Source organism: Klebsiella sp. Sb-30 (assembly GCF_057652795.1).
The window spans coordinates 2576001-2588323 of the sequence record NZ_CM172749.1 but is presented as its reverse complement, the minus strand read 5'-3'; the positions used below and the strand labels follow the sequence as shown (position 1 = coordinate 2588323).

Here is a 12323-nt window from a genome sequence, read left to right as displayed (position 1 = left end):
TCATCTATCACGGTGAATACGCGAGACTCAATCATCCACCGTCAGATTAAGGCGCTAACGGATGAAACCCGATCATTGTGTTGTTGGTTGCGTTTTTTCCAGAATCAGCAACAGCAGGCAGATGGCTCCCGCCGCTGCGAGGTTGTAAAGCATTCCAGCCACAAAGGCAGAAGCATACTGTCCGGCTGGTGACAAAGAGGTCGTCTCTGCAAGAGCGCCATTAAACAGAATGCCCACGACAGCAACGCCCAGAGCAGCGCCGACTTGCTGTACTGTTGATACCACTCCGGAAGCCATGCCGGAGTCTGCTTCGTCAACGAAACCCAGCACCAGGTTCAGCAGTGGCGTCATAATGTAACCCTGTCCGGCACCGATCATAACAAGCGCCGGGAGCAAGTACACCGGCTTCAGTTCAGCGCCTGACAGCCAAACCTGAGCAACTAATACCGTGATGAATAGCGCATAGATCAGGGCGCCCCAAAAAAGGGTCCGGGTTCCCCATCTGGAAAGCACTCGTGGCGCCGCCAGTGACGCAAGCACAAACCCTACGCTACAGGGCGCAAACAGGCTTCCCGCCATGAAGGGATCCAACCCCATCCCCGTCTGTACCAGTAAAGCAAAGCAGAGGAAAAATGAACTTGATGTCGAATAAACCAGTAATACCAGCAACGTGCCCAGCGCAAAATGGCGCTTCGCCATCAGGCGCATATCCACGAGCGGCCATTTACCACTCATTCGGCGGCGTACCTGTTGTCGACAAAAGAGCGCGAGTACAATCAGCGCGATACCCGGTGACCATAGACTCCACGCGGGCCAGCCTTGCACCGGCCCTTCTATCAATGGAACCAGCAACAGCGTCAACCCGGAGCTGATCAGTACCACGCCGATCCAGTCCAGCTGTGGTCTTTGCGGGGCGGCGGATTCGGGAATCGATCGTGCGGCGAGAATAGCGAGAACGCCAACCGGCACATTGATAAGAAACAGAGTGCGCCAGCTCAGGCCGAACAGGTCTACATGTACCAGCCAACCGCCCAGCACCTGACCGGCAATCGCGGCCAACCCCAGAGTCATCCCCAACAGGCCAAAAGCTTTGCGCCTGTCATTACCCGCAAAGTTAACCCGGATGGAGGCATACACCTGCGGGAACAACAATGCCGCCGCCAGCCCCTGTAACACCCGGGCGCTGATAAGATAACCGGTATCAGGCGCCAGGCCACAAAATGCCGACGCCAGCGTAAAGCCAGCCATACCGATGATGAAGAGGCGACGGCGGCCAAACCGATCCCCCAGCCGCCCGCCGGTAATCAACAAAACGCCAAACGCGAGTTCATATCCGGCGACAATAAGACCAATCTCGGCGAAATTTGCCCCCAGCCCGGCCTGAATACTGGGAATGGCCACATTAACGACAAACAGATCAAAGATGGTGACGAATCCCGCGAGGAGCAACACGGTCAAACCAGCCCACGGAGGCGTTTCACGTTCGCGCGGCATCGAAAAACAGAGGGGTGAACTCATCATGTATATCCAGGGTAAGGAGAATATGCGACGATTCTCTCTTGCTCTTTAAACCATTACAATTTAACACTTTATACTATTACTTTAAGTAACGAGATAAGCGATGCGCACACTGAATCGAACGCGTTCCGATCTGGCAGCCTTCCTGCGGGCACAGCGGGAACGTCTGTCACCTGCCGACGTCGGGTTGCCCAGCGGAACCCGGCGCCGGACGCCAGGCCTCCGGCGTGAAGAAGTCGCGGCGCTTGCCGGAGTCGGCCTCACCTGGTACACGTGGCTTGAACAGGGCCGGGATATTGGGGTGTCGTCCACCTTTCTGGATAATCTGTCGCGGGTACTGAAACTGGATGCCGCTGAACGTCGACACCTCTTTATGCTCGCACATCAGCGTCCTCCTGCCGACCCCGGAAAAACCTGGTGCGTACTCCCTCCCCTTGTGCGGCGGCTGATGCACGATCTGCCGCATCCTGCTTTTGTGCTCAATCTGCGCTGGGATGTCCTGGGCTTTAATATGTTAGCCGATAAGCTGTTTAATTTTGCCCGTCATGTACCGGAGCGGCGTAACCTGCTCTGGCTACTGTTCACCGATTCCGCGCTACGGGCGCGTGTGGTTGACTGGGATGAACAGGCTCCGCTGATGTTGTCTGACTTTCGCCGTGACTTCACTCGCGCCAGCCAGAGCAGCGATATTCCTGAACTGGTCAATGAGCTGGAACAGGTTTCACCCGAGTTCAAAACCTGGTGGCGACAACATCAGGTTCACGCGCCTTGTAATGGCATCCGCCGTTTGCTGATAGAGGAACAGCCCGTGCCTTTCGAATTCACGTCGCTGACCGTGGATGAAGACAGGCATCTGAGGCTGGTGGTGTATGCGCGCCAAAAAGAGGAACCAGCGCTTGCTGATTAGCATTCAGCGTGGGGCCAGTGGCTTTCGCCCGCTGGCTTAAACACGGCTGAATCTACCGCAGCTGCTCACGTAACTACGTTCCGATCCCATCTGGCGATCTTCAGATACCTTCGGGACCAGGGGCTTTCCGCGGGAGGCAACTTGTTTTTCTCACTACTTCGTTCTTTTATTCATCTTGATCCAATACAACTTGAGCGTGCCCGGGAACACCTTCGTCACCCTCTCCGGTGCGATGAGCGGTGGATGGACAAATCAAAGTAACGATACCTCTGTTTTTTCCGGATGCGTAAGCACGCAAGATAGCGTTGGAGAAAATGGGGGCGATAGAAAGCGGGAAGCAAACCCTGGCGCGCCTCGCAGGCTATGTAATCAAAACCTAATCAAAGAGAAAATCATGAGAAAAATAGTTTCGTTTGTCCATGTGTCGCTAGATGGTTTTGTCGCTTCTACCGCAGAGGGCCCGGCGGGTCTGGCCTGGATAAGCATAAGCCCCGACCTGTTTGAATACGTAGAGCAGCGAATTCAGCAAACCGACACCGCCTTATATGGGCGCACCACCTACCAGATGATGGAATCGTACTGGCCAACGGCTGCCGACAAGCCTGACGCCAGCCCACATGACCATGCGCATTCGCGTTGGTATAAATCTGCCCACAAAGTGGTGTTGTCGAAAACCCTTCTGGAGAAAAATCACCCTAATACGCAAATTATCAGTCGCAATTTAAGCGGCGAAATCAGCAAGCTCAAGCAGAGCGCGGGTAGCGAAATCTTAATGTTTGGTAGTCCCTCAGCTACTCACTCGCTAATGGCGGAAAACCTTATTGATGAGTATTGGCTATTCGTCAATCCGATTCTGCTGGGGCAAGGCATTCCCTTGTTCCAAAATATAAAACACAGAACCTCACTCATGCTGGTGAAGAGTCACGTTTTCCCGTCGGGCGTAGTGTGTCTGCAATACGAGGTGAAACGAAATTAATAATGCCAGGTTCCGATAGTTCAGCAACAGGAATAAAACTCCGGGCGGCTGCATTTCTGCAAAAGTGTAGCCAATCGATGTTTTGCGCTATGTGTCTACCCTGATTGACAATAGCGCCTAAGGGGTCGCAACATCCGCTCCTGGCACGCAGCGGACTTTACTTACATAGATATTAGGGAGGCGCAATGTTGTCATTGCGCTGTGGCCTGATGAAAATCGTGCGCTCTCGATGATGGCCTGCCGATGTAAACAAGTCTTTCATTTTCATCATCTCCAACGATAATCCACTATAACCCCAGGCCCACACTATGCGGGCAGGATTAGCTGCAAATCCGGATAGCGTTCCAGCCACCGTTTTGCCACGACACGCTGCCAGAAAACATCCCGCTTATCGCTCTCAAAGAATGGCGTTGCCCGAAGACGTCGTTCAAACAGATCGTCGAGCCCATAAGGCGCAATGATCTCAAGAAGGGTGGAACGGCCTATTCTGACCGCGACGGCCGTCGCCGTCTCAGGCCAGTAGCGAAGAGCATTCGCTGTCGAGCAATAGGGTTCATTATCATTACGTTGATGCATCCTGGCTTGATTCTTCACCGACCAGTTAAAGACCGGTGATTGCCGGCTGAGCGTCTCTTCCAGAGCGCTATCAACAACTGAACTGCAGTTTTTCGGGTCGAACCAGACAACATCCACATCACCTGAGACTGGCCTTTGCCCGTATCCGTGCAGATGATCCCAGACCGCATCTCTGACCAAGCCGGCACCAATCCAGCCATCGCTGAGTTCCAGCGCCTGAACGGCATACAGCGCCTTCATTCTTATCGGGTCGTTTAACAACAGGTCCTGCAATACGTCCTGATATTTCATCATTTCCCTGAAAACAGTGATTAAGGTTGCTATCTGCCTGATAATAGCATCAATGTCCAGGGGGGCGCCGCTGCTGGCGCCCCCCTGCTATTACCTCGCGGCTAATCCTCGTACGCGGCGTGATGGAAATCAATTTCCCACTGCAGCACATCCCCGTACAGCGCCGACAGCGCCTGCTTTTCGTTTTCACTCAGCGCCATGGCGCAGCGATCGAGTTCGTTCTTCAGCCAGAGAGCCTGCTGATAAAAGTCGTCTTCGGCGTGCATTACCACCCAGCGCCTGACGTCAGCATCGCTCTGACGATGCTCGCTCGCCCCCCGGCACCAGGAGTAGTACATCCATTCCGCCCCGAACATCATGGTAATGATCTGTTCATAGTTGCCCGACCGGGCTGTCCGCAGCATGCCGTCGCGAAAGCGCTGCACGGCTGGCAAATCGTGCGGATAATCCGCGGGATTAATCCGCCGGTCTGACAAGACCTGTTCAAACCACGCAATCTGCGTGTCTACCAGCGCGTTCAGTACGCCGATAAGCCAGCGCTGCTGCTGAATATCCGGCGCCTTGCTGACCCCGAGGGCGAAAATCGCGATTGCCGTGGCGACAAAGTTGCCCTCAAACACCAGATAGCGGTTAAATACGGTTGTCGGCAGACGATCCTGTTCAATATCAACCACAAAACGGTGCCTCTGCATCGTCTGCCAGACCTGCTGATGTTCGCGCAGCAGGCGATCGCTAAATGCTTCCATTATGCCTCCTCCAGCGCGGCCTGGGCGACGGACATAAAATGCTTAACCCGGGCCAGCTCTACGTCGTTCCACCAGACGCCATCAACCTTCATGGTGCTGGCCACAATGACTCCCTGAGTCCGTCCGAGGATCTGGCTGACATTGGCTGGTGTCACCCCCGAGCCCACTAATAACGGTAGCTCTGTCGCCGCGCGAATCTCATCAATTTCCGCCATCGTGGCGCTATCGCCGGTGCGCTGACCCGTGGCAATCACCGCGTCGGCCTCGAAAAAGTCCACATCGCGAGTCAGCTCCTGAATCGAACGATCGGCAACGATAGCATGGCTGCCGTGCTTAACGTGGCTATCGGCAAAAACGCGGATATGTTCAGCGCGCAGCATGCTGCGATAGCGCAACGCCCTGGCCGCCGCCCCTTCAATAAACCCTTCGTTGGCGATATAAGCATTGGCCCACTGATTGACGCGAATGAAATCGGCGCCCCCCGCCAGAGCGATAGCCATCGCCGGAATCGCAGCATTTGCCAGGACATTAATTCCCAGCGGTACGCCAAAACGCTCGCGTACTTTCTCGGTAATGACCGCCATCAGCGCCGAGGTTTCATGACCGATATCTTCAGGTTTAGAAAAAGGGATATCGCCATGATTTTCAACAATCAAGCCATGAACGCCTCCAGAAATATAATTTTCAGCATCCCGAAGCGCACGCTCGACAATATCACCCACTGATTTCCCTCGATATTTAGGCGTGCCGGGAAAAGGATCGCAATGAATAACACCTATAACAACTTTACCACGTGAAAAAATAGCTTGTATTGCATTCGTTTTTTCTGCTGAGATAGCAACCATCTTATCCATCCTGTTAAGGGAACACTATGCGTGTTTACGTTATCGGCAATATTACCGTAGATGAAACCTGGTCTGTTTCGGATATACCAAAAAAAGGCACTTCAATTCATGGCGTTAAAGTTTCGCAGGATATCGGCGGTAAAGGCGCGAATCAGGCGATTATATTATCCCGCAGTGGAATAGAAACGAGCTTAATTGCTGCCACAGGAAATGACAGCAATGGAATCTGGATTCGCCAGCGGATACAAAATGAAGCATTAACGTTGCTACCCGACTGCCATTTTAACCAACATAGCGATACCTCGATTATTTTAAATAGCGCTGATGGCGATAATGCCATCATTACCACTACCGCCGCCGCCGATACATTCCATCTTGATGATATTATTCCACACATGGCCGATGCCGCCGCGGGCGATATTTTGCTACAACAGGGCAATTTCTCCCTGGAGAAAACGCGGGCGCTATTCCAGTACGCCAGAACCCGCGGTATGACAACGGTATTCAACCCCTCACCGGTCAATCCTGACTTTTGTCATCTGTGGCCGCTTATCGACATCGCAGTGGTCAACGAATCAGAGGCTGAATTGCTCCAGCCATACGGCGTAAAAACCTTAGTGATTACCCAGGGGGCAGCAGGTGCCTGGCTGATCCGTGATGGCCAGCGTCAGTTTTGCCCCGCCGCCCCCGCCGAGGCGCTTGATACCACCGGCGCGGGCGATACGTTCCTCGCTGTGATGCTGGCATCCGCGCTACTGCGCGACGTCGAACCAGATCGCCTGGCGCTTGCCCATGCCAGCCGTGCTGCCGCGATTACCGTTAGCCGCCGGGGCACGCTCAGCGCGTTTCCCGATGCTCAGGAACTCGCCGCCCTGTTAGCCACGGGCGGCGCGCACTGACCTACTTAAACAGCGAGCGGTAGCTATCAACGTTCGCTTTGGTCACCACCGTTGCCGGAACCAGAATGGTTTTCGGCACGGTTTTTCCCGACGTAATGCTGTTCAACGCCTTGAGGGCTTCGGCCCCCATCTTTTCCGGATCCTGTTGCAGTACGGCGGTGACGTATCCGCCGTCAATACCCGAAATCGCCTTCGCCGTCAGATCCCAGCCAAAGACTTTAATATCTTTCTGACGCCCCTGGTTCTCCACCGCGGCAATGGCACCCAGCAGCGCAGGTTCGCCGGTAGCATAGATAGCCGTCAAATCGGGGTTGCCGGTAATCAGGTTTTCCGCCGCGGTCATCGCTTTATCCTGCACGTTCTGCCCGTCGACGACGTTGGCGATGGTAATTTTCGGGTTGCTTTTCAGCGTCTCTTCGAAGCCCTTCTGCCGCTGGTTCTGAATCGCCGAGTTCAGGGCGCCGACGATCCCCAGCCGCGCCTGGCCGCCCATCTCTTTCTGCACGTAGTCAACGAAGTATTGGCCAATAATTCTGCCGCCTTCGATATTATCCACGCCCACCTGAGCCGCCTGAGGCCCGGCCGGTAATACGGCATCAATAGCAATCACAGGAATGTTAGCAGCGGCGGCTTCTTTTACCGCGGGCATAATTCCGTTAACGTCGATAGCGGCAACCAAAATGCCCTTAACACCTTGCTGAATATAGTTTTCAATCGCGTCATTTTGCGCGACGGGATTGTCGTTAGAGTTAAAAATAACTAAATCCTTACCGCTGGCTTTTGCTGCATCCTGAGCGCCTTTATTCATCAAATTAAAAAACAGAGCCTGCTGATTGATCTGTACCAGTGCATAAGTGGGAGCGGCGGCACTGGCGGTAGAAATAAAGCTCACTGATGCCAGCATCGTCGTTGCTATAGCAATAAAACGCAGTTTTCCGGTGTTAAATAACATCATCAGTATCCTCGTCGGGAATAGTTGATAGCCAGCAGAGTTCCGCGTCGCATGCGAACGCAGAAGGATTATTTTTTGGCGGGCAAATATCGTCTATATGGCCAGAACGATCGTCGAACGTTCGGCTGGACCTGCTTAATTTCATTCCGGCAACCGGTCCGTGTCGGTGCGCGACTGGAATGAGTTAAACGGGTTTGGGAATGACTTCCCGGATGATGCGGTAAACTGCCTATACAATTCTCCGCCATTTAAAATTTGTCAAGCATTTATTTAAGGATATTGTTAACAGAGATATTGCTGTATCCACCGCGCTTAACTATGTTACAGATAGCCGATTCTGGCAGAAATGGCGCAGGAAATGAGTATAAAACGCGTATTATTATCCGACGTGGCAAAGCTGGCGGGCCTGTCGAAGGCTACCCTGTCGCGCTATATGAACAACAGTATTGTGCTGCCGCAGGAAACCATCGACCGCATCGAAACGGCAATACGCGAACTGGACTATCGCGGTAATAGCCTCGCACGCCGTCTGAGTAAAGGCGGAAGCGAAACCCTTGGCCTGGTGCTGCCCGACATCACCAACCCCTTCTTTGCCGAACTGGCCGATGCCGCCGAAGAGGCCGCCTCTGCCAACGGCTACAGCCTGGTACTGTGCATCACTCGTAATAACCCGGAAAAAGAGTGTCAGTTTATACGCTGGCTGGATACCTGCCAGGTCGATGGTCTGCTGTTCACCACCAACCGCCCCGATAACGGCCTGCTGCGCAAAGAGGTTCAGCGCCACGAACGCATTGTGCTGCTGGATGAGGACATTCCCGGCAGTAAGGTTCCTAAAGTCTTTGCCGATAACGTCCAGGGCGGGCGGATTGCGACCGAAAAACTGATCGCCGCCGGGCATCGCCATATCGCTTTCGTCGGCGGTCCGGACAAGCTGATGAGCGTCCGCGAACGCTATCAGGGCTTTTGCACCGCCATGAAGCAGGCCGGTCTGAGCTGGCCCCCCGAATGGGTTATGTACGGCGACTACCAGCGCGAGTTCGGCCAACAGGCGCTGCAGTATTTGTTTAGTCAGCCGGTTCGCCCTACTGCCGTCTTCGCCGCCAGCGACTATCTGGTGCTTGGCCTGCTCGATGGGCTGCGCGCCGGCGGACTGCAGGCGCCGGAGGCGCTGTCGTTAGTCGGCTTCGATGACGCCAGCTATGCCGATTTCACCCAGCCGCGTATTTCAACTATCCGCCAGCCCGCCCGGGAGCTGGGCCGCACTGCGGTGAACATCATGATGCGCTTGCTCAACGACGACAAAGATATCCCGGCAGAAACCCGCCTGCCGGTGGAATGGATTGGCCGCGACTCGATCAAGATTTGTTAAGCGCGTCCCAAAATGGCGCAAAAGCGCCCAGTTTTGGCGCAAAAAACGTTCAACCTGCCATCTCTTCACTATAATCAGTAAACCGGTTTACCGGAATGTAATCAAGAAACACTATCTATTACATAAGGTTAAGTCACAGGGCTGCGGTGTTGTTCCTGCCCTGGCACGGATGCTGCAATGTTCTTACTGGCGAACAAATATCTTACATAGCGTTTGACCAGACTGTGTTGGCGAGTGCTCCACTCCGCAGGTAAACCGGTTTACTAGAATGTAAACCGTGTCGGATGGGGTATCTCCCGCAGGCTGGCGAACATTTTCCCGGCAATAGCGATGGGAGTTATCAGATGCAGCAGCCACAAACTACCCCGCCAAGGGTGGAGATGATCAATATCACCAAGACCTACGGGTCGATACGTTCGTTGCGCGGAGTCAACCTGGAGCTGGCTCCGGGCGAGGTGCTGGGATTAGTGGGCGATAACGGCGCGGGGAAATCAACCCTGACCAAAGTACTATCTGGCGCGGTGATCCCCTCCAGCGGCACTATTCGTATCGACGGTGAACAGCACCAGTTTGCTAATCCGGCCGATTCGCGTCGCTGCCATATCGAGATGGTGTATCAGGATCTGTCGCTATGCGACACGGTCGACGTCGCGGGCAATCTGTTTATGGGTCGCGAGCCGATGAAATCGCTCCTCGGCATCCCCTTTCTCGACGAAGCCAGAATGCACGCCGATGCCCGGGAGATGCTAAAAGGGCTGGGAATTTCCATTCCTGATACTCGCCTGTTGGTGCGAAATCTTTCCGGCGGCCAGCGCCAGGCCATTGCCATCGCCCGCGCGGCGGCTTTTGATCCGAAGGTGCTGATCATGGACGAGCCAACCGCCGCGCTGGCCGTCGCGGAAGTTGAAGCGGTTCTGGAGCTAATTCGTCGCGTTTCCGCTCGCGGCGTGAGCGTTATTCTGATTACCCACCGCCTGCAGGACCTGTTCCTGGTCTGTGACCGGATCATGGTGATGTATGAAGGTACCAACGTCGCCGACCGGCGGGTGGCCGACACCAGCCTGAGCGATATCGTTAACCTGATTGTGGGCGAGAAATTCACCGCCCGCTCTGCGGCTGCACATTGAGGTAACAGGATGAGTATCATGAACTTAAGCAGCTCCCGCATGATCCAGCATTCGCTGCCGCGCCGCCTGCTGCATAACCACTCGGGCGTGGTGAGCATCGCGCTATTTTTTGTCTTCTGCTGCGTGGTGTTTTCGCTGATTACCGGCAATTTCCTCACCGGCACCAACTGGCTGAATATCATCCGTCAGAGCGCCCCGCTGCTGATCGTCGCAACCGCAATGACCCTGGTGATTACCACCGGCGGCATCGACCTGTCGGTGGGATCCACCCTCGCGCTGGTCGGCGCGCTTTCCGCTATCGCCCTGAACAACTGGGGACTGCCGTGGCCGGTGGTTTTGCTCGGCGGTCTGCTGCTCGGCGGATTAGTCGGCGCCATCAACGGCTTTTTTATTGCCTATGAAGGCATTCCGGCGTTTATCGTCACCCTCGCCACCCTGGCCGTTGTGCGCGGTATCGCGCTGCTGGTGACCCAGGGCTATTCGATTCCGCTTCCCGCTGACAGCCTGTTTACCTTTATAGGGCGCGCGTGGGTCGTGGGTATCCCCATGCCAGCGCTGATTGGCATTATGGTTCTGATTATCGGGCATATCGTTCTCAACCATATGCGTTTTGGCCGCTATGTGACGGCTATCGGCGCGAATGCCGAAGGCGCACGACGCAGCGGGATTAACACCAAAGCGGTGACCATGAAGGTCTATATCATCAGCGGAATGGCCGCCGCGCTGGCCGGAATGATTATTACCGCACGTCTCGGCAGCGGCTCCTCCAACCAGGGCGAAGGTTTTGAACTGCAGGTCATCGCCGCCGTTGTGCTCGGCAGTACCAGCCTGTTTGGCGGCTTCGGGACGATTATCGGCACGCTGCTCGGCGCGCTGTCGATTGCGGTGATTCAGAACGGGCTGATCCTGTCGCATATTTCACCGTTCTACACCCAGATAGCCACCGGCACTATCATCCTGCTGGCTATCTGGCTGAACACCCGCATTCTCAACCCCACGCGCTCGGCGGCAAAAGGATAGATAGCTGATGAAAGGATCAATTTTTCGCCATCCCTCCCCGCTGCCGGTCGGCGTCAGCAGCGGTTACGTCATGACGGTGCTGGGCCCGTTGCCGATTAGCGAGATGGGCGTCACGCTGATGCATGAGCATATTCTGCTGGACGCCTCCGGCAAATGGGTGCCGCCCTGCTGCTGTAGCGATCGCCATCTAGCCGAAATGCCGGTGAAGATGGAAAACCTCGGCGAACTGTCGCTGAACCCGCTGATGAGCCGCGATAACTGCCAGCTGTTTGATGTCGACGTCGCGATTGAAGAACTGACCAAATATCGCGCGCTTGGCGGGGAAACGGTGGTCGACCCGACCAATATCGGCATTGGCCGCGACCCCAAAGCGCTGGCGCGCATCGCGCGTCTGACCGGTCTGAACATTGTTATGGGTACCGGCCTCTATCTGGAGCCGTCACACCCCGAGTGGGTAAAAACCAGCAGCGTCGAACAGCTGGCCGAACGGCTGATTTACGATCTTGGCGGCGCGGAGGAGAAACCGGAGGTGCTCGCCGGGCTTATCGGCGAAATCGGTATCTCAAGCCGTTTTACGCCGGATGAAGAGAAGTCTCTGCGCGCGGCCGGCCGGGCCAGCGCCGCGACCGGCGTGCCGATCGAGGTCCATCTGCCGGGCTGGGAGAGACTGGGTCATCGGGTGCTGGATATTCTCGAACAGGAAGGCGCCGATCTCCGTCATACGGTGCTGTGTCATATGAATCCCAGCTTTGCCGATAAGCGCTACCAGCGCGAACTGGCGCAGCGCGGAGCGTTTCTCGAATACGACATGATCGGCATGAGCTACTACTATGCCGACGAGTCGGCGCAGTCGCCCTCCGACGAGGAGAACGCCCGTGCGATTCGCGAGCTAATTGACGATGGCTATCTCCAGCAGATTTTGCTGTCGCAGGATGTGTTCCTGAAAACCATGCTCACCCGCTACGGCGGCCACGGTTACGGCTACATACTCAAGCACTTTGTTCCTCGTCTGCGGCGCCACGGCGTCAGCGGCGAACAGCTTGAAACCTTGATGATTGGCAATCCCCAACGGGTCTTTGGCGGATAAAAGGAAACTC

General features: G+C 55.3%; 12 protein-coding genes. 7 read left to right on the top strand and 5 right to left on the bottom strand.

Going from position 1 to position 12323, the window contains the following annotated elements:
• Window positions 1–72: 72 nt before the first annotated feature.
• Window positions 73–1521 (bottom strand): MFS transporter, encoded by a 1449-nt coding sequence (locus AC236I_RS12160; protein ID WP_233446197.1) that lies wholly within the window; start codon window positions 1519–1521, stop codon window positions 73–75.
• Between the two features lie 100 nt (window positions 1522–1621).
• On the opposite strand from AC236I_RS12160, the gene AC236I_RS12155 reads away from it, so the two are divergent.
• Complete coding sequence (locus AC236I_RS12155; RefSeq protein WP_004862226.1) at window positions 1622–2425, top strand: helix-turn-helix transcriptional regulator; 804 nt, start codon at window positions 1622–1624, stop codon at window positions 2423–2425.
• A gap of 394 nt (window positions 2426–2819) precedes the next feature.
• Window positions 2820–3401, top strand: a complete 582-nt coding sequence (locus AC236I_RS12150; protein WP_032717483.1) for a dihydrofolate reductase family protein — start codon at window positions 2820–2822, stop codon at window positions 3399–3401.
• A gap of 306 nt (window positions 3402–3707) precedes the next feature.
• Here AC236I_RS12150 and AC236I_RS12145 read toward each other — a convergent pair whose 3' ends face one another.
• The 3 genes from AC236I_RS12145 to AC236I_RS12135 form a co-directional block, all read right to left on the bottom strand.
• Window positions 3708–4268, bottom strand: a complete 561-nt coding sequence (locus AC236I_RS12145; RefSeq protein ID WP_032717588.1) for a nucleotidyltransferase family protein — start codon at window positions 4266–4268, stop codon at window positions 3708–3710.
• A gap of 101 nt (window positions 4269–4369) precedes the next feature.
• On the bottom strand, window positions 4370–5014 hold the full coding sequence (locus AC236I_RS12140) for a TenA family protein (RefSeq protein ID WP_004862233.1): 645 nt from the start codon (window positions 5012–5014) through the stop codon (window positions 4370–4372).
• Window positions 5014–5859, bottom strand: coding sequence for a BtpA/SgcQ family protein (locus AC236I_RS12135; protein ID WP_004862236.1), 846 nt, complete (start codon window positions 5857–5859; stop codon window positions 5014–5016). The genes AC236I_RS12140 and AC236I_RS12135 overlap by 1 nt, the downstream gene beginning before the upstream one ends.
• Before the next feature lie 26 nt (window positions 5860–5885).
• Between AC236I_RS12135 and AC236I_RS12130 the strand changes: the two genes are divergently transcribed.
• On the top strand, window positions 5886–6758 hold the full coding sequence (locus tag AC236I_RS12130) for a PfkB family carbohydrate kinase (RefSeq protein WP_487608816.1): 873 nt from the start codon (window positions 5886–5888) through the stop codon (window positions 6756–6758).
• A 1-nt stretch (window position 6759) separates the two neighbouring features.
• On the opposite strand, the gene AC236I_RS12125 is transcribed toward AC236I_RS12130, so the two are convergent.
• Window positions 6760–7713 (bottom strand): ABC transporter substrate-binding protein, encoded by a 954-nt coding sequence (locus AC236I_RS12125; protein ID WP_004862240.1) that lies wholly within the window; start codon window positions 7711–7713, stop codon window positions 6760–6762.
• A gap of 343 nt (window positions 7714–8056) precedes the next feature.
• Between AC236I_RS12125 and AC236I_RS12120 the strand changes: the two genes are divergently transcribed.
• From AC236I_RS12120 to AC236I_RS12105, 4 genes are all read left to right on the top strand, one after another.
• Window positions 8057–9079, top strand: coding sequence for a LacI family DNA-binding transcriptional regulator (locus AC236I_RS12120; RefSeq protein ID WP_004862242.1), 1023 nt, complete (start codon window positions 8057–8059; stop codon window positions 9077–9079).
• A gap of 380 nt (window positions 9080–9459) precedes the next feature.
• Window positions 9460–10206 (top strand): ATP-binding cassette domain-containing protein, encoded by a 747-nt coding sequence (locus AC236I_RS12115; protein WP_160873108.1) that lies wholly within the window; start codon window positions 9460–9462, stop codon window positions 10204–10206.
• An 18-nt stretch (window positions 10207–10224) separates the two neighbouring features.
• The gene (locus AC236I_RS12110) at window positions 10225–11226 is read left to right on the top strand and encodes an ABC transporter permease (RefSeq protein WP_004862247.1); all 1002 of its coding nucleotides are present in this window, start codon (window positions 10225–10227) and stop codon (window positions 11224–11226) included.
• Window positions 11227–11233: 7 nt separating this feature from the next.
• On the top strand, window positions 11234–12313 hold the full coding sequence (locus tag AC236I_RS12105; protein ID WP_004862249.1) for a phosphotriesterase family protein: 1080 nt from the start codon (window positions 11234–11236) through the stop codon (window positions 12311–12313).
• Window positions 12314–12323: the final 10 nt, after the last annotated feature.